Annotated in this window: 26 protein-coding genes and 1 other annotated feature; all 26 genes read left to right on the forward strand. The window is 39.3% G+C overall.

The window, feature by feature from the left end; all coding sequences use genetic code 11:
• The first annotated feature begins 9 nt into the window (after positions 1-9).
• The 26 genes from BUC45_RS02845 (at position 10) to BUC45_RS02970 (ending at position 24072) form a co-directional block, all read left to right on the forward strand.
• Complete coding sequence (locus BUC45_RS02845) at positions 10-1086, forward strand: glycosyltransferase family 4 protein (protein ID WP_296970150.1); 1077 nt, start codon at positions 10-12, stop codon at positions 1084-1086.
• Between the two features lie 13 nt (positions 1087-1099).
• Positions 1100-2257, forward strand: a complete 1158-nt coding sequence (gene wecB, locus BUC45_RS02850) for a UDP-N-acetylglucosamine 2-epimerase (non-hydrolyzing) (RefSeq protein WP_366749584.1) — start codon at positions 1100-1102, stop codon at positions 2255-2257.
• Between the two features lie 331 nt (positions 2258-2588).
• A complete protein-coding gene (locus tag BUC45_RS02855; protein WP_296970152.1) occupies positions 2589-2810 on the forward strand; it encodes an AtpZ/AtpI family protein in 222 nt (73 codons plus the stop codon).
• Positions 2811-2858: 48 nt separating this feature from the next.
• On the forward strand, positions 2859-3182 hold the full coding sequence (locus tag BUC45_RS02860; protein ID WP_296970153.1) for a hypothetical protein: 324 nt from the start codon (positions 2859-2861) through the stop codon (positions 3180-3182).
• Positions 3169-5109 carry a V-type ATP synthase subunit I gene (locus BUC45_RS02865; protein WP_296970154.1) on the forward strand — a complete coding sequence of 647 codons (1941 nt, stop codon included), beginning with the start codon at positions 3169-3171 and terminating at the stop codon, positions 5107-5109. The genes BUC45_RS02860 and BUC45_RS02865 overlap by 14 nt, the downstream gene beginning before the upstream one ends.
• Before the next feature lie 37 nt (positions 5110-5146).
• Positions 5147-5626, forward strand: a complete 480-nt coding sequence (locus tag BUC45_RS02870) for a V-type ATP synthase subunit K (RefSeq protein ID WP_296970155.1) — start codon at positions 5147-5149, stop codon at positions 5624-5626.
• A gap of 14 nt (positions 5627-5640) precedes the next feature.
• Complete coding sequence (locus tag BUC45_RS02875; RefSeq protein WP_296970156.1) at positions 5641-6243, forward strand: V-type ATP synthase subunit E family protein; 603 nt, start codon at positions 5641-5643, stop codon at positions 6241-6243.
• Positions 6244-6247: 4 nt separating this feature from the next.
• Positions 6248-7252 (forward strand): V-type ATP synthase subunit C, encoded by a 1005-nt coding sequence (locus BUC45_RS02880; protein WP_296970157.1) that lies wholly within the window; start codon positions 6248-6250, stop codon positions 7250-7252.
• Positions 7245-7574 carry a V-type ATP synthase subunit F gene (locus tag BUC45_RS02885; RefSeq protein WP_041591582.1) on the forward strand — a complete coding sequence of 110 codons (330 nt, stop codon included), beginning with the start codon at positions 7245-7247 and terminating at the stop codon, positions 7572-7574. The genes BUC45_RS02880 and BUC45_RS02885 overlap by 8 nt, the downstream gene beginning before the upstream one ends.
• The gene (locus BUC45_RS02890; RefSeq protein ID WP_296970158.1) at positions 7571-9340 is read left to right on the forward strand and encodes an ATP synthase subunit A; all 1770 of its coding nucleotides are present in this window, start codon (positions 7571-7573) and stop codon (positions 9338-9340) included. The genes BUC45_RS02885 and BUC45_RS02890 overlap by 4 nt, the downstream gene beginning before the upstream one ends.
• A complete protein-coding gene (locus BUC45_RS02895) occupies positions 9337-10719 on the forward strand; it encodes a V-type ATP synthase subunit B (protein ID WP_013779122.1) in 1383 nt (460 codons plus the stop codon). The genes BUC45_RS02890 and BUC45_RS02895 overlap by 4 nt, the downstream gene beginning before the upstream one ends.
• Before the next feature lie 2 nt (positions 10720-10721).
• On the forward strand, positions 10722-11342 hold the full coding sequence (locus BUC45_RS02900) for a V-type ATP synthase subunit D (protein WP_013779121.1): 621 nt from the start codon (positions 10722-10724) through the stop codon (positions 11340-11342).
• Positions 11343-11543: 201 nt separating this feature from the next.
• On the forward strand, positions 11544-12251 hold the full coding sequence (locus BUC45_RS02905) for a glycosyltransferase family 2 protein (RefSeq protein WP_296970256.1): 708 nt from the start codon (positions 11544-11546) through the stop codon (positions 12249-12251).
• Positions 12252-12799: 548 nt separating this feature from the next.
• Positions 12800-13549, forward strand: coding sequence for a YwmB family TATA-box binding protein (locus BUC45_RS02910; RefSeq protein ID WP_296970160.1), 750 nt, complete (start codon positions 12800-12802; stop codon positions 13547-13549).
• A 74-nt stretch (positions 13550-13623) separates the two neighbouring features.
• Complete coding sequence (murA, locus tag BUC45_RS02915) at positions 13624-14874, forward strand: UDP-N-acetylglucosamine 1-carboxyvinyltransferase (RefSeq protein WP_296970162.1); 1251 nt, start codon at positions 13624-13626, stop codon at positions 14872-14874.
• Between the two features lie 259 nt (positions 14875-15133).
• The gene (gene spoIID / locus BUC45_RS02920; protein WP_296970164.1) at positions 15134-16135 is read left to right on the forward strand and encodes a stage II sporulation protein D; all 1002 of its coding nucleotides are present in this window, start codon (positions 15134-15136) and stop codon (positions 16133-16135) included.
• A gap of 106 nt (positions 16136-16241) precedes the next feature.
• Positions 16242-17165, forward strand: a complete 924-nt coding sequence (locus BUC45_RS02925) for a M23 family metallopeptidase (protein ID WP_296970166.1) — start codon at positions 16242-16244, stop codon at positions 17163-17165.
• Positions 17166-17377: 212 nt separating this feature from the next.
• A complete protein-coding gene (spoIIID, locus tag BUC45_RS02930; RefSeq protein WP_296970167.1) occupies positions 17378-17626 on the forward strand; it encodes a sporulation transcriptional regulator SpoIIID in 249 nt (82 codons plus the stop codon).
• 83 nt (positions 17627-17709) lie between these two features.
• On the forward strand, positions 17710-18714 hold the full coding sequence (gene mreB / locus BUC45_RS02935) for a rod shape-determining protein MreB (protein WP_296970258.1): 1005 nt from the start codon (positions 17710-17712) through the stop codon (positions 18712-18714).
• A 36-nt stretch (positions 18715-18750) separates the two neighbouring features.
• Positions 18751-19527 (forward strand): flagellar basal-body rod protein FlgF, encoded by a 777-nt coding sequence (gene flgF / locus BUC45_RS02940; RefSeq protein ID WP_296970169.1) that lies wholly within the window; start codon positions 18751-18753, stop codon positions 19525-19527.
• A 79-nt stretch (positions 19528-19606) separates the two neighbouring features.
• The gene (flgG, locus tag BUC45_RS02945) at positions 19607-20419 is read left to right on the forward strand and encodes a flagellar basal-body rod protein FlgG (protein ID WP_296970170.1); all 813 of its coding nucleotides are present in this window, start codon (positions 19607-19609) and stop codon (positions 20417-20419) included.
• Positions 20420-20430: 11 nt separating this feature from the next.
• Positions 20431-20736 (forward strand): rod-binding protein, encoded by a 306-nt coding sequence (locus BUC45_RS02950; protein WP_296970171.1) that lies wholly within the window; start codon positions 20431-20433, stop codon positions 20734-20736.
• Positions 20737-20922: 186 nt separating this feature from the next.
• Complete coding sequence (fabZ, locus tag BUC45_RS02955) at positions 20923-21351, forward strand: 3-hydroxyacyl-ACP dehydratase FabZ (RefSeq protein WP_296970172.1); 429 nt, start codon at positions 20923-20925, stop codon at positions 21349-21351.
• A 116-nt stretch (positions 21352-21467) separates the two neighbouring features.
• Positions 21468-21782, forward strand: a complete 315-nt coding sequence (locus tag BUC45_RS02960; RefSeq protein ID WP_296970174.1) for a lipopolysaccharide assembly LapA domain-containing protein — start codon at positions 21468-21470, stop codon at positions 21780-21782.
• Between the two features lie 120 nt (positions 21783-21902).
• Positions 21903-22111: a binding site (T-box leader), on the forward strand.
• Positions 22112-22161: 50 nt separating this feature from the next.
• Positions 22162-23391 (forward strand): tyrosine--tRNA ligase, encoded by a 1230-nt coding sequence (gene tyrS, locus BUC45_RS02965; protein WP_296970176.1) that lies wholly within the window; start codon positions 22162-22164, stop codon positions 23389-23391.
• A gap of 117 nt (positions 23392-23508) precedes the next feature.
• Positions 23509-24072: a methylated-DNA--[protein]-cysteine S-methyltransferase gene (locus tag BUC45_RS02970; RefSeq protein ID WP_296970260.1), complete on the forward strand. Its 564-nt coding sequence runs from the start codon at positions 23509-23511 to the stop codon at positions 24070-24072.
• The last annotated feature ends 41 nt before the right edge of the window (positions 24073-24113 follow it).

The raw sequence follows: 24113 nt of genomic DNA on the forward strand, positions 1-24113 counted from the left end.
AATAAAATAATGAATGAAAGAGCATACACTACAAAGGGAGCGATTTCATTGCAACATTACATATACGGTTTTTTGATGTCAATGGTTTTGGCATACTTAGTGACACCGTTTGTAATGAAACTTTCTTGGAAAATTGGAGCTATTGATGTACCTACTGATACCCGAAGAGTTCATAAAAAACCAATGCCTAGGCTTGGCGGTCTTGCCATTTATATTTCTTTTGTGGTAGTAGGGTTAATAACTTTACCTTTAAATCTTCCTTATGTACAGGGGATATTTTTAGGTGCAACCATAATTGTAATAGTTGGAATTTTAGATGATATCTACGACCTTCCCGCTAAAGTAAAGCTGTTGGGGCAAATTGCAGCTGCAGTAGTGCTGCTGCTTTTTGGTATAAAAGTACAGTTGATTACAAATCCGCTCGGAGGCATGATTCTCCTTGGGAAATTAGCCATTCCCGCAACCTTATTTTGGGTAGTGGGGATTACCAATACACTAAATTTTATTGACGGACTTGACGGGTTGGCGGCCGGAATTGCCGCTATTGCCGCTTTTACTATGATGCTGGTAAATTTGAGTCTTGAACAGGCTAATGGAGCTCTTATAATGGCTCTTCTTGCCGGCGCTGCAATTGGATTTTTGCCGTATAATTTTAACCCAGCTAAGATTTTTATGGGTGATACAGGTGCTATGTTTTTAGGTTTCGTTCTAGCTGCCCAAGCTATTGAAGGGGCTGTTAAAAGCGCTACTGCCATAGCCTTGATTGTTCCCATATTAGCCTTAGGTCTGCCTATTTTTGATACAGCTTATGCAATTTTACGCAGGTTTGTAAATGGCAAGCCATTGATGCAGGCAGATAAAGGTCATGTACATCACAGACTAATGGCTATAGGGTTATCTCAGAAACAGGCTGTGTTGTATATGTATGTTATAAGTATTTCGCTGGGGATATGCTCTGTGGTTCTGGCCATGATAGGCATTAAGCAGGCAGCAGTAGTCTTCGCCTTAGTAATTTTTATGTTGTTAGTTTCGGTAAGGTATATAAATATAACTGTAGAAGCGAAAAAATCTACTCATGGAATGTAAAGGGGAGTAGCCATTGGACAAAATAAAAATTCTGGTGATTTTTGGTACAAGACCTGAAGCTATAAAAATGGCACCATTGGTGCAGGAACTTAAAAAGAGAGATAATTTTCAGTGTGAAGTAGCAATTACAGCTCAACACCGGGAAATGTTGGATCAGGTGCTGAGCCTTTTTAACATAAAAGCTGACTATGATTTAAATATAATGACTGAAAAGCAAACATTATTTGGCATTACAACAAACGCCCTCCTTGGTTTAGGGGAAGTTTTAGATAAAGTTAAGCCTGATATGGTAATAGTTCATGGCGATACCACCACTACATTTGCCGGTGCCTTGGCGGCTTTTTATCATCAAATTAAGGTGGGACATGTTGAAGCCGGCCTTAGAACTCACGACAAATGGCTTCCATTTCCCGAGGAAATGAACAGAAAGCTCACAGGCTCTCTTGCTGACATACACTTTTCACCTACTGAAATTGCTCGAAAAAATCTCTTGGAAGAGGGAGTAAAACCGGAAAAAATATTGGTTACCGGTAATACGGTAATAGATGCATTAAAAACTACGGTAAAACAAGATTTTATTTTTTCTACTGATCTGCTAAATAATCTAGACTATAAAAGGCAGAAAGTTATTCTGGTTACAGCCCATCGTCGGGAGAATTTGGGCAAGCCTTTGGCTAATATTTGTCATGCCCTTCGAAAATTAGCGGATAACTTTCCCAAAGTCAAAATAATATATCCGGTGCACTTAAATCCGGCTGTAAGGGATACTGTTTTTGATATTCTTGGTGGGCATGAGCGCATACTACTCCTTGAACCTTTAGATACCGATGAAATGCACAACCTCATGGCTCATTGCTATATGGTAGTTACCGATTCGGGCGGCCTTCAGGAAGAGGCTCCATCTTTGGGCAAACCGGTGCTGGTCTTAAGAAATGAAACCGAAAGACCGGAAGCGGTTAAAGCCGGTACTGTTAAGGTAATTGGCACAGAAAGCGAAACCATTTATGAAGAAGCAAAGAAGCTTTTAACAGATAAAGGTGAATATGAACAAATGGCTAATGCTATTAATCCTTATGGTGATGGTCATGCCTCGGAAAGAATCGCAGATTTTTTACTATATTATTTCGGGATTAAAGAAGATAAACCGATAGAATTTAAAGCTCAATATTAAAATAATGGTGCAGGTGAGCAGCAGGCCTAGTTATCTGTTTGCTACCTATCAAACTGGCAAATGTGGCAAAATAGGGCCTTAAACAGGGCCTTTTTTTATATATTTATTGCATGTATATTATTATTCATTAAAGCTTGGGAACTTTTGAAATAAAAATTATATAAAATTTGCATCTAATATTTAGAATTAGTACTTGCAAATGTGACAAGATTCACATATAATAATACAATATAATAGAAAGAAATCATAGATGCAAAATGTGCTAAAAACCCTCAACTGAGTTGTGAGATAAAGTTTGAATTTCTTATATCAATGTTATATAATTTATACCATGAAAGATTATAAAGGTCTACAATATATTGTATTTGCTACACAAATAGGAATAAATATTGCACTACCTATAGCAGGTGGTATGTATATTGGAGCTTATATGGACCAAAAGTTTTCCACTGGTAGCGCTTTTTTAATTTCCGGCACTTTGCTGGGCGTTTTCTCTGGTATTACAGGAGTCTACAGGTTGATATCCCATGAATTAAAGAAAAAGGGTAAATAATAAAGATTAGAAAACCCGTTTTCAATTTTTAAAGGGAGGTGGTAGATATTGAAAGAAGCATTAGAAGATGTAAAGGCTGCAGAACAAGAAGCGAAAAATATTTTAGATGAAGCTGAAAAAGAGGCAAAAGCTATTGTAGCAAATGCAGCCGAGGAAGGAGAATTAATCCTTCAAGATGCAAAAAAGCAAGGTGAAGAGCAAAGACAAAAACTTATTCAGGAAGCAGAGGCTGAAGCATTGAAAATAGTTGAGAGCCTCAAGAAGGAGCATGAAGAACAGGTCAAACACTTAAAAGAGATTTCCGCCGGCAAAACCGAAGCGGCGGTGGACATGATCGTAGAGAGGATCGTGAAGTCCTATGGCGATAGTTAAAATGGAAAAAATGCACCTTTTAGGCCTGAAAAAAGAGCAGAGTCAGATAATGAGTGCTTTGCAAAAAACCGGTATTGTTGAAGTAATTGACATAGTAGAGGATAATGATGAAACGGCAAAAGAGGTGCAGCAAGACAGTAAGATTCGCAGTGAACTGACAAAAGATTTAATGGATTTGGAATCTAAACTTAATAATCTGAAATTTGGCATTGATTTTTTAAAACCCTTTGCTAAATCTGTAAATCCGCTCATACAAGGGAAGCCAAATATTAAAAAAGATGAATTGGCGAAGGTTTTAAAAGATGAAGCACAGGTTTTAGAGGCATTACAAGCTGTTTTTGATTTGGACAAAAGACTTGCACAGTTAAAAGTGGAAGAATCAAAAATTCTAAATCAAATTGAAATACTTTTACCGTGGCAATCTTTAGATATTCCATTTGAACAGCTTGGCGATACGCAAGAAACTGTCTTTATTACGGCGGTGATGCCCAGAAAGGCAAAGGATGAGCTTGAAAAGAGTCTTGAAGAAGATGAATTGCTAGCCTGCATAAAAGCTCTTGGTGAAAACCGTGATGATGTTTATACGCTGGTGATATATCACAAAAATCACAAAGAAGCTATGCAGAGTCTGTTTAAGGAATTCTCGGTAACAGTTCAAGACTTTCCTGGTTTAACCGGCACTCCGGCTCAAATTATAAAGCAGGATAAAAAGCGACTTGCCGATATAGAAAAGGAACGTGAAGATATCAAGCGTAAGTCACAGGAACTATCTAGTCAAAAACTGTATTTTGAAATCCTATATGATTATTATTCTGTAGAAAGAGATAGAAAAAGCAATATTCTAAAGCTGCTTGATACTGATAAATCCTTCTATTTGCAGGCATGGCTTCCTGAAAAACATAAGGATTTTGTTAAGGATAGGATTTTAGGTGTTACTGAATCGGTTTATATTGAGTTTAAAGAACCGGATGAAGATGATGATATGCCGGTGCTGCTTTCAAATGCAAAATTGGTAGAACCTTTCGAAGTGATAACTGAACTTTACAGTTTGCCTGATCCAAGAGGAATTGATCCAAATCCATACATGGCACCATTCTACTTTGTCTTTTTTGGAATGATGCTCAGTGATGCGGGCTATGGGATTGTAGTAAGCCTGCTTACGGCCTTAGCTCTGCTAAAATTTAAACTGGAGGGCTCTGGCAGGAAATTTGTATCAATGTTTTTCCTTTGTGGTATATCGACAGTTATTTGGGGAGCAATTTTTGGCGGCTGGTTCGGCGATCTCATCAAAGTCAAGCCGCTATGGATAAATCCCTTAGATAATCCCATGTCTGTTCTGATATTGTCGTTTATCATGGGGATAATACAGATATACACAGGAATTATCTTAAATGCATATAAAAACATCAGAGAGGGTCACGTGGCTGATGCCTTGATGGATCAGGGGTTGTGGCTGGTGCTGCTGACAGGTTTGTTGATGTTTGCAGTTCCGCAGCTAGGAGCAGTAGCCAAATATGTAGCTATCTTTGGAGCAGTTGGATTGATTCTGACGCAAGGAAGGTCACAAAAGAACATTATAATGAAACTTGCTTCAGGAGTCCTCAGCTTGTATGATATTACAGGCTACCTTAGCGATGTGCTGTCATATTCCAGGCTGCTTGCTTTAGGCCTTACGACAGGCGTTATAGCGACTGTAATAAATACCATGGCCAAAACAGTAAGCGGAAGCATAGTTGGTTATGTAGTAATGGTACTCATTCTACTAGGAGGACATGTGTTTAACATATTAATCAATATATTAGGTGCATATGTTCACAGTAGCCGTTTGCAGTATATTGAGTTTTTCAGCAAATTTTATGATAGTGGCGGTCGAGCTTTTGACCCGCTGAGAATCAAAACAACTTATGTTGAATTGGAAGATTTATAAATATACATTTAGAATAATATTTGAGGAGGAGTTATAAATGTCACTAACTTTTGGACAGGTTATAGCACTAATAGGGGCGGCACTGGCTGTAGGCCTGCCGGGAATTGGATCTGCAAGAGGTGTAGGCATTGTGGGTGAAAGTGCATCAGGGCTTATAACAGAAGATCCGAGCAAATTTGGTCAAGCGTTGATACTTCAGGCAATTCCGGGAACACAGGGTATTTATGGCTTTTTGGCAGGATTTCTTACCATCCAAAAGCTTGGATTACTATCCGGAACATTGGTAGATATTACTACTTTTCAGGGATGGCTTATATTCGCTGCTTGTATGCCTATTGCCATAGTCGGCTTTATGTCAGCTATCTATCAGGGTCGAGTAGCTGCCTCTGCAATAGGTATAGTATCTAAACGCCCTGAAGAAGTAGCCAAGGGTATTACTTTTGCGGCCATGGTTGAGACCTATGCTGTGCTTGCGTTGCTGGCGACTATATTAATGTTGTTCGGCATCGTGATATAAGGGAGTGTCTTGCCATGGAGGGTATTGCAAAGATAAAAGCGACGATATTGGAGGAAGCCCAGGAAGAAAAGCAAAAACTTCTTGAAAATGCTCGGGCTCAAGCTCGGGATATAAGGGCTAAGTATGAGAATAAAGCCGAGGAAATTTTAAACGACATTTTAGAAAAGGCGAACAGGGCGGCTGAGGAGAAAAAGCGCAGAATACTTTCTATGGCCCAGCTGGAAAATCGAAAAGCACTACTTCAAGCAAAACAACAAATAATTGATGAAGTTTTCGAAAAGGCAAAAGCTAAACTCAAGAATATGTCAGATGAAGATTACCGCAACCTGATCGCTGAAATGCTTTTAAAGAGTGTAATTACCGGAAATGAAGAAGTGGTAATTTCTGAAGATGACAAAAATAGGATTACACCGGATTTTATTAAAAAAATCAATGAAAAGCTAAAAAGCATGGGAAAACAGGGAAATCTTAGAATTTCCGAAACTCCCGGCAAAATGATAGGTGGATTTATACTCAAATCCGAGGACATGGAGATTAATTGCACATTTGATTCCCTTATCAACATGGAAAGGGAAGAATTGGAAACAGAAATAGCCAAAATACTTTTCGAGGAGTGATTAAATGGCGAAAGATACGGATTTTTTATATGTTTCGGCCCGAATAAAATTTTTGGAAACCAAACTCCTCGGGAAAAACGCTATTGATAGGCTGCTTGATGCTCCAGAAGCAGAGGATGTAATCAAAGCATTGAGTGATACTGAGTACGGCAGCGACATTGCCGATATGGAAAACATCTATGATTTCGAAAAAGTCTTAGAACAGAGCATGGGAAGAACTATCAAGACTTTAAAGGAATCATTTAAGAATCACGAGATTATAAGATTCTTTACTTTAAAAAATGATTATCATAATTTAAAGGTAATCGTAAAGGGGAATATACTTGGTGCGGAGTTTAAAGAATATTTCTCACAACTGGGTGAGGTTTCCCCTGAAGAAATGCAAAAATATGCACAAGGGGATACCGGAGCAATAATACCTGATAGCCTAAAAGAAGCTTATCATAGAGCTGTGGAAACATATGAAACAACAAAAAACCCACAAAAGGTAGATTTAGTGTTGGATCAGGCCCTTTTCGAAGAAATGACAAAGATTGTTGAAAGCTCAAGTGATTCCTTTTTAAAGGAATACCTGGCTGCTTTGGCAGACCTTACAAACATAAAAACACTGGTGAGATTGCAAAAGATAGATGCAGATATACGAACTCTCGAAAGTGCATTAGTTGACGGCGGAAATTTAACAAAAGAATTTTTCAAAGAGATTTTTACCGGCACTACTCAAAATATAATCGAAGCTTTTAATTCAACGCCGTATCATGAGGTGGTTGAAGAAGGTCTTGCATCATGGGAGTCAACAGGTAGTCCTTTAGTTTTTGAAAAAATGATTGATAATTATATGGTTGCTCTGGCAAGAAGAGGTCTTTATAAACCTTTTGGCCCGGAAACAGTTATAGGTTATATGGCCGCTAGGGAAAACGAGTTGAAGCTTCTGAGAATCATAATAGTTGGAAAGATTAACGGCATATCCGCGGATATGATAAGGGAGCGATTAAGAGATGTCTATGTATAAAATAGCGGTGGTAGGAGATAAGGATACAGTACTTGCTTTTAAATCTCTGGGGGTCGACATCTTTCCCGTCTTAAGCGATAGGGAGGCAAGTTTTACAATAACTAGGCTTGCTAAGGAAAATTATGCGGTTATTTTTATTACAGAACAGATTGCTAAAGAAATTCCGGAGAAAATAGACCAGTTCAGGAGTCAGATGCTTCCGGCCATAACACTGATTCCCGGCAACCAGGGCACTTTTGGAATCGGAATAGGTGAAGTGAAAAAGTCCGTGGAAAAAGCCATTGGAGTAGATATCATATTTGGAAAAGAGGGAGAGGAATGACGAATGGTGTTGTAGTGAAAGTTTCCGGTCCCCTCGTAGTGGCAACGGGGTTACCCGAAGCCAAGATGTTCGACGTGGTCAAAGTAGGAGAGCAAGGCCTAATTGGTGAGGTTATAGAGGTCCATGGAGAAAGACTTTCCATTCAAGTCTATGAGGAAACTTCAGGCTTGGGCCCCGGGGACCCGGTAATTTCTACAGGGCTTCCCCTCAGCGTTGAACTGGGACCGGGACTACTTGAGGGGATATTCGATGGAATCCAGCGACCCCTCGATGTTATAGAATCAACGATGGGAAGCTATATAACAAGAGGCATTGATGTCCCGGCACTTAATAGAAAAAAGAAATGGGAGTTTAAACCCATTGCTAAAAAAGGACAGAAAGTATCAGGAGGAGATTTTCTCGGAAGTGTTCAAGAAACTGTAATAGTGGAGCATAAGATTATGGTGCCTCCGCATATTTCAGGTGAAGTTGTAGAAATCTATGAAGGAGAATTTACTGTTACAGATGTAATTGCAAAGATAAAAACTGATAGCGGTGATATCGTCGATGTTACAATGATGCAGAAATGGCCTGTCAGAATGATACGGCCATATAAAGAAAAACTTCCTCCTGAGGAACCTATGGCTACAGGACAGCGAGTAATTGACACGTTCTTTCCGGTAGCAAAGGGCGGCTCAGCTTGTATACCAGGACCTTTTGGCAGCGGGAAAACCGTTGTTCAGCACCAGCTGGCAAAGTGGGCGGATGCGGAAATCGTTGTTTACATCGGTTGCGGTGAACGTGGCAATGAGATGACTGATGTTTTGCTTGAGTTTCCGGAGCTTCTTGACCCCAAAACCGGTGAACCGCTAATGAAGAGAACTGTTCTGATTGCAAATACTTCAAACATGCCGGTGGCAGCTCGAGAAGCTTCTATATATACTGGTGTAACCATAGCCGAGTATTTTAGGGATATGGGTTACAGTGTAGCTTTAATGGCTGATTCAACATCGCGTTGGGCCGAGGCCTTAAGGGAAATGTCCGGACGTCTTGAGGAGATGCCCGGTGATGAAGGTTACCCGGCGTATTTATCTCGAAGGATTGCCGAGTTTTACGAAAGGGCCGGAAGAGTTGTTACCATCGGCAGTGATAATAGGGAAGGTGCCCTTACGGCAGTCGGAGCGGTTTCACCTCCCGGCGGCGACCTTTCGGAGCCGGTAACTCAGGCTACACTCCGTGTTGTGAAAGTATTCTGGGCATTGGATGCATCGCTGGCTTATGCCAGACATTTTCCAGCTATAAATTGGCTAACCAGTTATTCCCTGTACTCTGATACGGTAGAAGATTACATGAATCAAAACATATCTGGTAATTGGAAAGAGTTAAGGGCAGAGGCTATGAGACTTTTACAGGAAGAGGCCAGCCTACAGGAAATTGTGCGATTGGTAGGTATTGACGCTCTTTCGATAAAGGATCGACTCATACTGGAAGTAGCCAGGTCAATAAGAGAAGACTTCCTCCATCAGAATGCCTTTCATGAAGTGGATACTTATACTTCTTTGAATAAACAGTATAGAATGTTGAAACTTATTCTGATGTTCTATGAAGAATCCAAAAAGGCAATCGACAGCGGAGTAGTATTTTCTGAAATAGAAAATTTGCCGGTTCGGGAGCGGATTGGCAGAGTTAAGTATGCCGATGAAAAAGACATGAAAATATTTGATGAAATTGAATCCGAACTAAAACAGCAGCTTAAAGCCTTAATGGAAGGGGGAAAAGCTGAATGATTAAAGAGTATAGAACTGCTAGGGAAATTGCAGGCCCCTTAATGATGGTAGAGAATGTAGAAGGCGTAAAGTACAATGAGCTCGTTGAAATTGAAACGGCTTCAGGCGAAATACGACGCGGACAAGTACTTGAAATCGACGGCGATAAAGCGTTAGTTCAGCTTTTCGAAGGCTCAACGGGACTTAATATAAATGACTGCAAAATAAGATTTTTGGGCAAGAGTATCCAATTGGGTGTTTCGATCGATATGTTAGGCAGAGTATTCGATGGTTCAGGAAGACCCAAGGATAATGGTCCCAAAATAATTCCCGAAAAGCGGCTTGACATAGACGGCAGCCCTATAAACCCGGCGGCACGTGACTACCCATCGGAGTTTATACAAACTGGAATTTCGGCTATTGACGGCTTAAATACACTGGTCAGAGGTCAGAAGCTGCCTATATTTTCAGGTTCAGGTTTGCCGCATGCCCAGCTTGCAGCTCAAATAGCACGGCAGGCAAAGGTTCTGGGAACAGAAAGCAAGTTTGCCGTTGTCTTTGCGGCGATGGGTATTACCTTCGAAGAAGCAGATTATTTTATTTCAGACTTTAGAAAAACCGGCGCTATAGACAGATCAGTGCTTTTTATGAATTTAGCCAACGATCCGGCTATTGAACGTATATCAACACCGCGTATGGCACTTACATGTGCTGAGTTTCTCGCATTTGAAAAGGATATGCACGTCCTAGTTATCTTAACTGATATGACCAACTACTGTGAAGCCCTTCGAGAAGTTTCAGCCGCAAGAAAAGAGGTTCCAGGCCGCAGAGGCTATCCTGGATACCTTTACACAGACCTTTCCACCATATATGAAAGAGCAGGGCGTTTGCGGGGTAAAAAAGGCTCAATTACGCAGATACCGATTTTAACGATGCCTGAAGATGACAAGACACATCCCATCCCGGACTTGACAGGATATATTACAGAAGGTCAGGTCATCCTTAGTCGTGAACTGTATACAAGAGGCATAATGCCGCCTATTGACGTGCTGCCTTCGCTTTCAAGGCTTAAGGATAAGGGTATCGGTGAAGGTAAAACCAGGGAAGATCATGCCGACACTATGAACCAGCTGTTTGCTGCTTATGCTCGCGGTAAAGAAGCGAAGGAATTAGCCGTAATTTTGGGTGAGGCTGCGCTTAGTGATGCAGATAAGCTCTTTGCCAAATTTGCCGATGAATTCGAAAAACGTTATGTTTCTCAAGGTGAAAATGAAGATAGAAGCATTGAGGAAACACTCAATTTAGGGTGGGAGCTATTGACCATTTTACCCAAAGCAGAGCTTAAGAGAGTTAGGGATGAATATATTGACAAGTATTTACCTAAAAAAGGAGAAGACTGAGAATGAAAACTCGAGTAAATCCCACTCGAATGGAGCTTACCCGTTTAAAGAGGCAAATAGTTGTTGCACGTCGTGGACACAAACTGCTTAAGGATAAGCAGGATGAGCTTATTAAAAAATTTATCGACTTAATTAAGGAAAATAAAAGGCTCAGAGAAGAAGTAGAACACGATTTGGAGATGGCCCTGAAAAGCTTTACCATGGCACGAAGTCAAATGCCTCAGGAAGTGCTTGAGGAAAGTCTCATGATTCCGGCAGCACAGGTAAATATAGATGTTGGGAAACAGAATATCATGAGTGTAAATGTACCGAAAATTGATATTCACTTGCAAGAAGGCAGCAATATCTACTCATATGGTCTTGCGAATACATCTGCAGAATTGGACAATGCCATAAGCATACTTTCAGGTATGCTGCCTAAAATGCTAAAACTTTCGGAAATCGAAAAAACTTGTCAGTTAATGGCTGATGAAATCGAAAAAACTCGCCGCAGGGTCAATGCATTGGAATACGTCATGATTCCTTCAATGGAAGAAACTATAAAGTATATTACAATGAAACTCGATGAGAATGAACGTTCAAATATCACAAGACTTATGAAAATCAAAGAAATGGTTATGTAAACTTAAATGAATCAAAAGGAACCGTCCCTAAAAATGCCATTTTTGGGGACGGTTCCTTTTAATTCACGTTTGCAGCAGATATTGATATCCATTATGTTTATCTGCTTTTGGCAATAAGCAAAGGTTTTGCAAAGGAGGATATTATCAAAAACAGGCGAATTAAGACAATAGAGCATATAACATGAAGGGAATGACTTGGTTATGAAACCTGTTACTGTTCTTATTCCGGCATACAATGAGGCGCCTAGGATTGGAGCTGTTCTAGATGTAGTATGTAGCTATCCGCGAGAAAAGCGAATAATAGTAATCGATGATGGTTCTGTGGATGATACATACAAAGCTGCCCAAAGAACCGGAGTAGAGGTAATAAGACATGAAAAAAATCTCGGAAAGGGAGCTGCACTGCAGACGGGGATAGATTATGTTGATGATTCACCTCTGTGGCTTTTTCTTGATGCAGACCTAATTAATTTAAAACACCAGCACATGGATGCCCTGCTTTTACCATTGGAAGAAAATCCGCAAGTAGGTATGACGATAGGTATGTTTAAAAGCGGGGGCAAGAAGAATGTTGATTTGGCTCAACGATATTTTTCAATTTTAAATGGGCAAAGAGGGCTAGCAAACTTTTTTGTAAAGAGTCTTCCCTCACTTTCATGGGCCAGGTTCGGTGTTGAGGTATTTTTAAGCCGTTTAGCCGAAAAGAATAATATACCAGTAATTGAGCCGGCTTTAAAAGATATAACTCACTATACCAAAGAGGAAAAATACGGATTTAAACGTGGTTTCATGTACAGATTGCAAATGTATAAAGAATGCTTATATGCCCTTTTTAACTGGCAAAAGCATGTTCCAACACATGATAAATCAATTAAAAATTTATCTAAGGACATATCACATTATGAATAATGAATCTTTATAAAAAGCTGCTTCAAAAAATTTGGAGTAGCTTTTTTGTGTGATGCCGACAAGTATGCAAAACTTTACTGAGCAAAAATCAACCACAACCTGCCAATATTTGACCGGCACAGTCGCCTGCAAGGCTGCCGTTACTGTGCCTTTTAGCATTTTCAGGGTAATTAATTTATTGTAAATAAATGATTATTATAAAAGATGTTTATATATCAAATACTATTGTTAAAAGCAGATATAAAATGATCTGCACAAAAAATGTTATAAAAACTAAAATATACCAAAACAAAGTCTTAAAACAATATGTCACTTTCAAACAATAGACAAAAACTAGCAGGATTCACTGAAGGAGATGCTTGTACAATTCTCGAATCTTCTTTTTACATAATTTAAAAACATTAGAGCATAATTTTGGTAAGAAACGGTAATAATTATACAAGAAACGTATTTATATAATTTTATTCAATCCTAAAGCGAGAAGCTCATAAAGGTTCACATTTGTAAAAGGCGTAAAAAAAAAGATATTTTTTCAGGGGGATCGTCTTATGAAATTTTCAAAGACCTTAACTGTGGCAATAATACTTTTGGTTATCATTACACCTAAGGCAACCTGCAGCCAAGATAGCGATAATTTGTTATCAGAAGCCCTTAGTGAAGTTGGCGCAAATCCAGAGATGCTGGATATTGTTGACTGGTCGGTTATTAATCGCGAGTTTATGGATTTTACTCAAATGCAGCAATATCAAGATGAAATAATGAAAATCTTTAATGCTGAAAAGGAAAATTTTGATTCTACGAAGGAAAACAACGAAACATATCGAATATTAAATACTGAGGGTAAATTAAATTCTGATACTTTTCTACAAATAATTATTCAGTCAGCAATTTTACCTGCAGAATATGAAAAAGATCCTCAAACGTATTTAACAATAAGTGTTAGTAGTCGGAATCTGGAGAAATACAATGATTTTGCAAAAAAAGTCAGCAAAACCATTAATTCCTTAGGTGGTCAGTCAAAAATTACCTCTTGTGTTACTGGAACGTTTAATGGTAAACTTGATGAGGCGCAACAGGATAAACTAGTAGAAACAATTACAAGTTATTTTGAAATTATCAATACAGAAAAAATTCAAGACAAATATAATTTTAGTATAATAGGATTTAGCCCACTATTATCCGAGGGTATACAGATATTAGGTAAAAATTATAATATCCATATTGCGATAAGATATAATTCAGATGAAGATACAACATATATATGGATTGGAACACCAGTCATTTCTCTTGAATACTGAATGAGTTTATAAGGGTATAATATGGATATTTTAACCAAAATACCCGTTATACTAAACTATCGGAGGGAAAGTCGTTGTCAAGTATTGTTGTTGAGGGAGGAAGGCCGTTAGAGGGAACCGTTAGAATAAGCAGTGCTAAAAATGCGGTATTACCTGTTATGGCTGCATCGCTGCTCACTGAAGCCGAGTGTATTATTGAAGATGCTCCTGAACTTGAAGATGTAAAAGTCATGAGAGAAGTTTTAAAATCTATGGGAGCTAAAGCTTTTCGTGATAAAGATTGTATAAAAATAAGTGCCGGGACGGTTAATTCTTTTGAGGCCCCTTATGATTTGGTCAGAAAAATGAGGGCTTCTTTTTTGGTGATGGGTCCAATGCTTGCAAGAAAGGGGCGAGCCCGTATATCAATGCCCGGCGGATGTGCTATAGGTTCAAGGCCCATAGATTTGCATTTGAAGGGTTTTGCTTCATTGGGGGCTGATATCGAGCTTGGACATGGGTTTGTGGAGGCTAGATGTGATAAACTTGTAGGATCTGTTATATACTTAGATTTTCCAAGTGTTGGAGCAACGGAAAATATAATGATGGCTGCTGCCTTGGCTGAAGGGCAGACAACTATTGAAAATGCCGCTAAAGAGCCGGAGATAATTGACCTAGCTAACTTTTTAAACAGCATGGGAGCAAAAATCCGTGGTGCAGGTACTGATGTGATAAAAATAGATGGCGTTAAGGAACTTTCAGGCATTTCATATACTGTGATTCCGGACAGGATTGAAACAGGTACTTTCTTAGTAGCCGGAGCCATAACCGGCGGTAATATACTGCTTGAAAATGTGGTCCCAGAGCATTTAAAGCCGGTAATAGCAAAACTGATAGAATGTGGTGCAAAAATTACAGAGGAACCGGAAGGCCTCCGAGTAATAGGCAATGGCAGGCCAATTGCATCTGATGTCAAAACTCTGCCTTACCCGGGATTTCCAACAGATATGCAGGCGCAAATGATGGCGTATTTAAGCATTGCAAGCGGAACCAGTATGGTTATAGAAACGGTTTTTGAAAATCGCTTTATGCATGTGGAAGAATTAAAGCGCATGGGCGCTAAGATAAAGATAGAAGGAAGAAGTGCTGTAATCGAAGGCGTTGAAAAGCTTTCGGGAGCACCGGTAAAGGCTACTGACCTTCGAGCAGGCGCTGCACTGATTCTAGCCGGCTTGACTGCAGAAGGAACAACCCAAGTAATGAACACATACCATATTTACAGAGGATATGTAAATATTGTTGAGAAACTTCAAAGCCTAGGAGCTAAAATAAAAAAAGTCGATTAAGAGGATAAAGCTATCTTGTTTGTTGACTAACTTCACTGATAAATAATAACCACCCGTTGTTTTGCAGGTGGTTATTATTTATTTCCGGTATCCATGTATTATTCTTTGTACTAGGGCTGTCTGCTGCCATATTTATGCAGGCTTTGAGGTTTAGTAAAGATAGATTTTGCTCTGAACTTTTAAACTCGAAATGATAACACATATATCCAATGGGGTGCTAATAAAATATAATATTAGCTTAGTTATCTGGAGGGATTTGATGAAAGGAGCAGGCTATTACATAATTTTCCTTATAATTTTTGTTGTTATTGTTGTTCCGGGTTTGATAGTGAAAAGCTGCAAACCAATACAGCTTGAAAGTCCCAGTGAGCAAAAGAGGATAAAAGAGGCAGCTGACGACAATTTTATTACTGTCTATATAAATTCATCTAAAAAGATTGAAAAAATGTTATTGGAGGATTACGTAAAAGGTGTGGTAGCTGCCGAAATGCCGGCCAGTTTTAATATTGAAGCCTTAAAAGCTCAGTCAGTGGCAGCAAGGACATATGCATATAAGCGGTGGCGCGCGGTAGGAGGTAATGGATGTAGCCTGCACCCCGAAGCGGATGTATGCGATAATCCAAGCCATTGTCAGGCTTGGATCACAAAAAGCGAGATGCTGAAAAAGTGGGGAATATTTTCCTATTATCATTATTACAGCAAGATTAATCAAGCTGTAAACTCTACTGCAGGCATGATCATATTGTATCAGGATGAGCCCATAGATCCGTTGTTTTTCTCTACCAGCAACGGCAAAACCGAAAATTCCGAAGATGTTTGGGAAAAGCAAATTCCGTATCTTAGAAGTGTAGTAAGTCCAGATGAGGAAGCGTCACCGCGCTTTTTTGCCGTAAAGGAGTTTACTGTTGAAGAAATTGTATCTAAACTACGGCAAAAATGGCCTGATATAGTTATTGACCATAAAAATCCGGAAGCTCAGTGGAAGGTGTTAGAAGTCAGCGAGGGAGGCCGTATCAAAAAAATGCAAGTTGGCAATAAGGTGATAAAAGGCACTGAGTTTCGTCAATTATTCGAGCTGAACTCAACAGATTTTAAATGGGAAAGATCCGGTAAAAATATTAAAATAATGACAACAGGCTACGGACATGGTGTGGGCATGAGCCAATATGGTGCTGATGCGATGGCTAAAAATGGCGCCGGTTATGTTGACATAATTAAACATTATTATAAGGGTGTAGAAATAATTAAAAAAATAGAATAGCGGTGTTAGCAGAAGGTTATGATATAAGGGAAAAATCTGTCTCTTGCGGCAGTAAACAAATGCATAACAAGGAAAATACTGGTCATAATATAGATGAGGTGATTATATGAACCGATTCAAATGGCCAGTAAAACTTTCTTCAAGTTTTAAAAGATTTAAGGAGTCTGGTAATAAACTTATCAACCAAGTAATTCAACTGCCTAAAAAGACTTTATTTGCTGCATTTTTGATTTCACTTTTAATCATAGCCAACAGCTTTTTTTGGTGGTATAGGGCTACCCACAAAGGCTTTGAATTTAACGAAAGTGCTGATAAAGAACCTCTGTCTGAGTGGCAAATTGATATGAATGAACAGGTTTTAAATGAAGAAAATATAGAGAGGCAATACGGCTTGAATGATAATACTCAGAATGTGAGTAGTCCGCCTAAGGAGGGTCAAGGGAAAAAAGAAGAGCAACAAAACCTTGTAAAACCCAGTGAGGTATCTGGGAATTTGTATCAACAAGCAGATTTGGACACGGGAAAAGTTGAAAAAACAAGAGAGGATGAACACGACAATATAACAAAAGCAGCAGGAGAGAAATCAGAAGAAACTGCGGTGGTTTCAGCTATGGCAACCATGGCTATGCCGGCTATGGGAAGAGTAACAACAGCTTTTGCCATGGATACCCTGGTCTATTCCAAGACTTTGGAGCAATGGAACTGCCATAGTGGTATCGACATTGCTGCTGACATCGGCACACCGGTAAAAGCTGTTTTAGACGGGACGATAGCTGTGGTAACAAATAATGATCCTAAGCTGGGGGTAGTTATAGTTATTGATCACGGTGGCGGTGTTAAAACTTTATATGGGAATCTTAATTCGGATAAGTTGGTTAAAGAAGGCAATCAGGTTAAGAAAGGTCAAGTGATTTCGGCTATAGGCAAGACTGCGCCCTATGAAATAGAAGACCCTCCACATCTTCACTTTGAAGTTTTAAAGGACGGTAAAAATATAGATCCACAGCAGTATCTCCCTAAAATCAGATAGATGCCGGAAGGCATCGTAGCAACTCATAACTGAAATGCCTGCACTTAAGCAGCCGAAAGCGTGGCGAAAAAGCCCGCTTTATTTTTTTGAATATTTAATAATTGAAATGTCTGAAACTTAGATTTCAAAAAAGCATACTTTGCTTTTTTATCTTCTATAAAGCTACTTTGCATCATATATATTTACTAAACTCGCTTGAAGGGGGAACTGCCGTGAAAGATTATATGAGGGAGCGAATCCTGGAAATCGCAGATTATATTATTGATACTAAGGCTACCGTCAGACAAGCCGCCAAAGTTTTTGGTGTATCAAAAAGTACGGTGCACAAGGATATGACCGAAAGATTATTAGAAATAAATCCGCAAAAAGCAACTAAGGTAAGAGAAGTACTAGAATTTAATAAAGCCGAACGACATATTAGAGGCGGAAAAGCCACAAGAGAAAAATACATACATCTTTAAACAAGAATAAAAGAGGATTTTTGAAAAAAATGTAGAATTAATTCCTAAATGTGTTAAATTTGACAGGAGGCAACGAAACTTTCATGGATATAGGTATTGATTTAGGAACTGCTTCAATTTTGGTTTATGTTAAAGGAAAAGGAATTGTACTTCAGGAACCTTCTGTAGTTGCTATGGATAGATCTACCGGCAAGATGTTGGCTGTAGGAGAGGAAGCCCGAAGAATGATAGGGCGTACTCCAGGTAATATAGTGGCTATACGTCCGTTGAAAGAAGGCGTTATTGCGGATTATTCCACAACGGAAATTATGCTTAAGTATTTTTTGAACAAAATTGCACATAGCAGAATTTTTCGACCGAGGATGATGATATGTGTTCCGGCAGTAATTACAACTGTTGAAAAAAGAGCGGTTATTGAGGCTGCCAGTGCGGCAGGAGCTAGGCAGACATATTTAATAGAAGAACCTATAGCGGCTGCCATAGGTGCCGGCTTAGATATTTCAAAACCCTTTGGGAGCATGATTGTTGATATTGGAGGTGGCACCACGGATATTGCAGTAATGTCCCTAGGAGGCATTGTCTGCGGTGAGTCTCTAAGGGTAGCCGGTGATAAATTCGATGATTCTATTGTGAGGTTTGTAAAGAAAGAATTTAATCTTATGATTGGGGAAAGATCCGCTGAAGAGGTTAAGATTAATGTGGCTGATGTTTTTCCCGAAAGCGACGATGATAAGGCTGTTTCGATGGAAGTAAGAGGCCGCAGCTTAATTAGCGGACTTCCTCAAAACGTCACCATTACTGCAGGCCAGACCTGTGAAGCACTGCAGGAACCAGTAGAACAGATTGTCAACACCATATATAGTGTTTTGGAGAAAACTCCGCCGGAACTTGCATCTGATATCAGTGAAAAGGGTATAGTAATGACCGGCGGCGGCTCACTGCTAAAAGGCATGGACAAGTTGATTTGCAGAAGAACCGGTATTCCGGTCATAATTGCAGAAGAGGCCATTTCTGCTGTGGCTATTGGAGCCGGTAAGGCATTAGAAAATTTGGACATACTGGGTCCAAATGCTATTTTTACCAAATAATTTATTTTTTTAATTCTTTAAGGAGGAGGTGATTAATTGATAAGGGGTCTTTACACAGGAGCTTCAGGCATGCTATCTGAAATGAGTAGAACTGATGTCATTTCAAATAACCTTGCCAATGTAAATACTTCTGGGTTTAAGAAAGACAGGGCGATTTTCAGAGCTTTGCCAGAGATGAATATCCATCGGTTTGATGATCCGATAACTGTCGGCCTTGATCGGGTTATAGATCCGAGGCCTTTCATTGGCATGCTGGGCACTGGAGCAATGTTGGATGAAATAAATACGGATTTTTCCCAAGGAGCTATAAAGGTAACGTCTAATCCCTTGGATATTGCCTTGAGAGGGGAAGGCTTTTTTGAAGTTCAGACTCCCGAGGGCATACGGTATACAAGAGATGGCAGTTTCACCATGGACCGGGAGGGCTATATTGTTACAAGCGACGGCTATTATGTCTTAGGTGAGAATGGACCGGTGTTATTACCTCAGGAAGGTGATATTGTAATAAGTCAACAAGGAGAAGTGACTGTAAGCGGTCAGCTTGTGGGCAGGCTCAGAATAGTAAGTTTTAACGACCAAGGGCAGCTTATAAAACAAGGCAGTAACTTGTATAACTCCCAAACACCGATGATTCAGGCCGATGATGAAGTGGTTCAAGTGGTTCAAGGTGCTTTAGAGGGGTCAAATGCCAATACGATTTCAGAAATGGTTGATTTGATAACAGCCTTTAGAGCATATGAAGCCAGCCAGAAGGTAATACAAACTAATGATGAAACACTTGACAGAGCTGTAAATGATATAGCTAGGATATAATTTTAGGGCCGGACTGAATACTCAGAGGCCCTCCACTGCCGACTGACTGAAGCAGTGATGATATAAGGAGGAGTAGCCTATGATGCGTGCACTGTGGAGTGCCAGTTCTGGTATGCAGGCACAACAATTGAATATGGATATTACATCAAACAATTTGGCCAATGTAAACACAGCGGGTTTCAAGAAAAGTCGTGCAGAATTTAAAGATTTGTTATATGAAACACTGCAGCGGCCGGATAGTCCCGAGCTGCTTCCAGGAGCAGCATTACCTGTGGGAATTCAAGTAGGCCATGGAGTTAGACCTTCGGCTACCGGGCGGGATTTTACTGAAGGTAATCTTCAGCCTACTGGTAATACATTTGATGTAGCTATTGAAGGGACAGGGTTTTTCATGGTAGAAAGACCCGACGGCAATCTGGCTTTTACCAGAGATGGTTCATTTAAAGTATCCTTGGATGGGACTGACAGAAATTTGGTCACATCGGAAGGATATTATGTTCTAAGCGGAGACGAAAGCTATATAACCATTCCTGAAGAATATACTGATATCAGTATTTCATCAGATGGTCTTATTACAGGACAGGATGAAGATGGGACAATAGAAGAATTAGGACAAATAGGTATTGTTAAATTCTTAAACCCGCAGGGTCTTTTGGCTATCGGCAACAATCTCTTTGAGGCAACTGAAGCCTCCGGAGAATATGTGCCAAAGGAAGATGTATCAGATCCCGGATATGGTACATTGCTGCAAGGATTTTTAGAGATGTCCAATGTTCAGGTAGTGGAAGAAATGGTAAACCTTATCATTGCCCAGAGAGCCTATGAAGTAAACACTAAAGCCGTACAGGCATCTGATGAGATGCTGGCTCAGGCAAATAATCTTAGGCGTTAGGGGGATAAAATTTGGATATAATAGATTGTAGTAATGATTTTATTCCTATATCCCAGTTTAAAATGAATGCTTTAAAAAGCGAAAACAAAAATGAATCGGAACTAAAAGAGGTTTGTCAGCAATTCGAATCGATCTTTTTAAATTATATGCTAAAATCCATGAGGGATACAATACCAGATGGAGGCATGTTTGAAAAAGGTGTAACTTTTGATATTATGCAATCTATGCATGATGAAGCCCTGGCTGAAGAAATTTCTCAAAACGGAGGAATCGGATTGGCACAGCAGCTTTATGAACAGCTTTCAAAATATATTTAAGAAAATTTATTAAATATAGAGGGGACGGACTTCGTGGTTCGTCCCTAACTGATTTAAAAGTAGGTAATTTTTTATCATCAATTGCTGTCGAATCGGTAGATACAATCCTTTGTTTATAAGTTTAACATACTTTGAATCTAAAAAATTATTTTTAAGACAAATTATTATTTGAAAAGGATGGTTTTCATGCTTAATATCGAAGAAATAAAAAAAATAATACCACATAGATATCCGTTCTTATTAGTGGATCGAATACTGGAGCTAGAAGAAGGAAAGAGGGCAGTAGGAATTAAAAATGTCTCGGCCAATGAAGAATTTTTCCAGGGGCATTTTCCGGAAAAACCCATAATGCCCGGAGTATTAATAGTGGAAGCCTTGGCTCAAGTTGGAGCCTGTGCGATTCTAAGCTCCGAAAACAATCGTGACAAGATAGCACTTTTTGCAGGCATTGACGGCATGAGATTCAAGCGTCAGGTAATACCGGGTGACCAGTTGCGTCTGGAAGTAGAACTTACGAAAATAAAAGGTCCTATTGGAAAAGGCAAAGCTAAAGCAACAGTAGATGGTGAAATAGCAGCCGAAGGTGAATTGATGTTTGCGATATCAAGCCTGTAAGATTAAATTTTAAAATATCAAGTTTAATTTAAAGGAAGGATGCCTTGATTTTCAACGGTATAGCTTTCTATATCTAAATAAATTATAATTATTTATAGTAATGGGGGGCAATCAAAATGCAGTTTTATTTAATTAGTGGGTTGATTTTTGCATTTTTTGTAGCCATTTTTGCACTGTGGAATTCCTCAGAGATTATTATTCGATTTCCATTTCTAGGCGAATTTGCAACCTCACAGGCCTTGGTGATAATCGGCTCAGCAATGCTTGGAGCACTGGTTATAATGATATTTGGTCTTGTTAAAAGTTTTAAAATGAATCAACAAATAAAAAAACAAGCAAGAACAATAAAAGATTATGAACAAATTATTGATAAAATGAAAAAAGAGCTGGAAGAAAAGCAGGTAAAAGAAGAAAATGGTGCAGAAATTTAACTACGCAAGATAAAAAAAGTAACCCTTCTTGCAGGACGGTCTAGGACATGTACGAAACGTATGTTAAAGTTAGCACTTGAAATTGTATTAATGGTTGTGTTAGTATAGTATAAATGAATATTTTTGGCGATGAATGAGCAAAGTAGCTGTTTTAGGTTACAGTATAAAGAGAGCAATCCGGTTGGTGAGAGGATGCGTGCCAAAACATGTGAATTACACTCAGGAGTTTTCTGTCTTTAGCGGCATAAGCCGTTACTGTATAAGAGGCATTTAGATGAAAGATTTTAAATGCGAATTAAGGTGGTACCACGAGCTTCCTCGTCCTTAAAAGACTGGGAAGCTTTTTAATTACATGATTTCAAGGAGGAAAGATTACAACATGGAGAATGCATACGATATTCTAAAAGAAAGAGGATTTATTGAACAGGCGACACATGAAGAAGAAATCAGAGAGCTTCTTGAAAAGGAAAAGGTTGTTTTTTATGTTGGCTTTGACCCTACTGCCGACAGCCTGCACGTAGGTCATTTGCTTCCAATGATGGCTATGGCACATATGCAAAGAGCCGGCCATGTTCCAATAGCTTTGTTGGGTGGGGGCACTGCAATGATAGGTGACCCATCAGGCAGAACAGATATGCGCAAAATGCTAACTCGGGAACAAATAGATTATAATGCAAGACAATTTAAAAAACAGTTCGAAAAACTTCTGGATTTTTCGGATAACAAAGCCTATATGCTAAATAATGCAGACTGGCTAATGCAACTTAACTATATAGATTTTCTGCGTGAAGTTGGCCGGCATTTTTCCGTAAACCGCATGCTTACAGCTGAGTGCTATAAACAACGGCTGGAAACCGGCTTGACCTTTTTGGAGTTTAACTATATGCTGATGCAGTCTTATGACTTCTTATACCTGTATAGGAAATACGGTTGTAAATTGCAGATGGGCGGTAATGACCAATGGTCGAATATTATAAGTGGTGCTGACTTAATTCGAAGAGTGGAAGGCGATTCAGCTTATGGTATGACATTTACGCTTCTTACCACCAGCGAAGGTGTAAAGATGGGTAAGACTCAGGCGGGAGCCCTTTGGCTGGACCCTGAGAAGGTATCCCCATATGATTTTTATCAATATTGGAGAAATATTGACGATAGGGATGTTGAAAAATGCTTGTCGCTTTTAACATTCCTTCCGATGGACGAAATTAAACGGCTCAGCTCCTTGGAAGGTGCCCAGATTAACAAGGCTAAAGAAGTGTTGGCATTTGAGCTTACTAAGATGATTCACAGCGAAGAAGAAGCCAAAAAGGCGCAAGAGGCTGCAAGAGCACTTTTCAAGGACGGCGCAGATATGTCTTCAGTTCCCCAAACAGAAATAGATGCACAAAAGTTAAGCGATGGCATGGAATTGCTTGAGCTTTTAATGCTTACAGGCCTGACCTCCTCAAAAAGTGAAGGAAGAAGACTCATTCAACAGGGAGGCATTTATGTTGCAGACCAACGTGTTGATGACGTTGATTTAAAAATTGCCGCAAAAGATTTTGACGATGACAAAACACTCTTACTTAGAAAAGGCAAAAAAGTTTATCATATGGTAAAATTATTATAACCCTAAACTATAAATGGACGTTTGGATTTCAAAACGTCCATTTTCCTTATCATAAGCAGATAAAACAAAAAACTAGTTTGGCAGGTGTGTATTATGGTATGCAAATAGAAATCTTTGATGTATAATTATGATGAATATTATAAATGGGAGAGGGTTTTAATAAAGGAATCAGCCATATTTTGGGGATACTTTTCATACAGAGATTGGGAGATGCATTTGGCAGCCAGTCCAAAAGGCTTATGCTATGTGCTTTGGTCCAACAAGCCATTTCGAGTGTTAGAGATTTGGGTAAATAAGTATTTTCCTCAAGCCGACTTAATCTGTAATCAAGATAAATTAAAACCATATATAATTCAACTTGAAAAATATTTAAAGGGTTGGCGGCATGCCTTCGATATTCCTCTAGACTTACAAGGTACATGCTTCCAGATATCAGTGTGGAAAACCCTGCTAAACATACCATATGGAACAACGAAGACATATTCGCAAATAGCTCGAGAAATTAATAATCCCAAGGCCGTGCGGGCAGTCGGAAAAGCTATCGGTGCAAATCCTGTGTCCATAGTAGTACCGTGTCACAGGGTTATCGGCAAGGATGGAACACTTACCGGCTTTGCAGGCGGAATAGAAATAAAGGAAAAGCTCCTGAGGATAGAAGGAATATCAAATATCAAAAGCTAAATAAAAGAAAATAACCTGTTTTTAAATATTTTTATGGGAAG

The organism is Tepidanaerobacter sp. EBM-38 (assembly GCA_001896545.1).
Classification (GTDB): Bacteria; Bacillota; Thermosediminibacteria; order Thermosediminibacterales; family Tepidanaerobacteraceae; genus Tepidanaerobacter.

What these genes read in the sequence shown, in the direction of transcription:
- BUC45_RS02845 (WP_296970150.1), top strand. Translation starts at nt 10, where the DNA reads ATGAATGAAAGAGCATACACTACAAAGGGAGCGATTTCATTGCAACAT.
- BUC45_RS02855 (WP_296970152.1), top strand. Translation starts at nt 2,589, where the DNA reads ATGAAAGATTATAAAGGTCTACAATATATTGTATTTGCTACACAAATA.
- BUC45_RS02865 (WP_296970154.1), top strand. Translation starts at nt 3,169, where the DNA reads ATGGCGATAGTTAAAATGGAAAAAATGCACCTTTTAGGCCTGAAAAAA.
- BUC45_RS02870 (WP_296970155.1), top strand. Translation starts at nt 5,147, where the DNA reads ATGTCACTAACTTTTGGACAGGTTATAGCACTAATAGGGGCGGCACTG.
- BUC45_RS02875 (WP_296970156.1), top strand. Translation starts at nt 5,641, where the DNA reads ATGGAGGGTATTGCAAAGATAAAAGCGACGATATTGGAGGAAGCCCAG.
- BUC45_RS02880 (WP_296970157.1), top strand. Translation starts at nt 6,248, where the DNA reads ATGGCGAAAGATACGGATTTTTTATATGTTTCGGCCCGAATAAAATTT.
- BUC45_RS02885 (WP_041591582.1), top strand. Translation starts at nt 7,245, where the DNA reads ATGTATAAAATAGCGGTGGTAGGAGATAAGGATACAGTACTTGCTTTT.
- BUC45_RS02890 (WP_296970158.1), top strand. Translation starts at nt 7,571, where the DNA reads ATGACGAATGGTGTTGTAGTGAAAGTTTCCGGTCCCCTCGTAGTGGCA.
- BUC45_RS02895 (WP_013779122.1), top strand. Translation starts at nt 9,337, where the DNA reads ATGATTAAAGAGTATAGAACTGCTAGGGAAATTGCAGGCCCCTTAATG.
- BUC45_RS02900 (WP_013779121.1), top strand. Translation starts at nt 10,722, where the DNA reads ATGAAAACTCGAGTAAATCCCACTCGAATGGAGCTTACCCGTTTAAAG.
- BUC45_RS02905 (WP_296970256.1), top strand. Translation starts at nt 11,544, where the DNA reads ATGAAACCTGTTACTGTTCTTATTCCGGCATACAATGAGGCGCCTAGG.
- BUC45_RS02910 (WP_296970160.1), top strand. Translation starts at nt 12,800, where the DNA reads ATGAAATTTTCAAAGACCTTAACTGTGGCAATAATACTTTTGGTTATC.
- spoIID (WP_296970164.1), top strand. Translation starts at nt 15,134, where the DNA reads ATGAAAGGAGCAGGCTATTACATAATTTTCCTTATAATTTTTGTTGTT.
- BUC45_RS02925 (WP_296970166.1), top strand. Translation starts at nt 16,242, where the DNA reads ATGAACCGATTCAAATGGCCAGTAAAACTTTCTTCAAGTTTTAAAAGA.
- mreB (WP_296970258.1), top strand. Translation starts at nt 17,710, where the DNA reads ATGGATATAGGTATTGATTTAGGAACTGCTTCAATTTTGGTTTATGTT.
- flgG (WP_296970170.1), top strand. Translation starts at nt 19,607, where the DNA reads ATGATGCGTGCACTGTGGAGTGCCAGTTCTGGTATGCAGGCACAACAA.
- fabZ (WP_296970172.1), top strand. Translation starts at nt 20,923, where the DNA reads ATGCTTAATATCGAAGAAATAAAAAAAATAATACCACATAGATATCCG.
- BUC45_RS02960 (WP_296970174.1), top strand. Translation starts at nt 21,468, where the DNA reads ATGCAGTTTTATTTAATTAGTGGGTTGATTTTTGCATTTTTTGTAGCC.
- tyrS (WP_296970176.1), top strand. Translation starts at nt 22,162, where the DNA reads ATGGAGAATGCATACGATATTCTAAAAGAAAGAGGATTTATTGAACAG.
- BUC45_RS02970 (WP_296970260.1), top strand. Translation starts at nt 23,509, where the DNA reads ATGTATAATTATGATGAATATTATAAATGGGAGAGGGTTTTAATAAAG.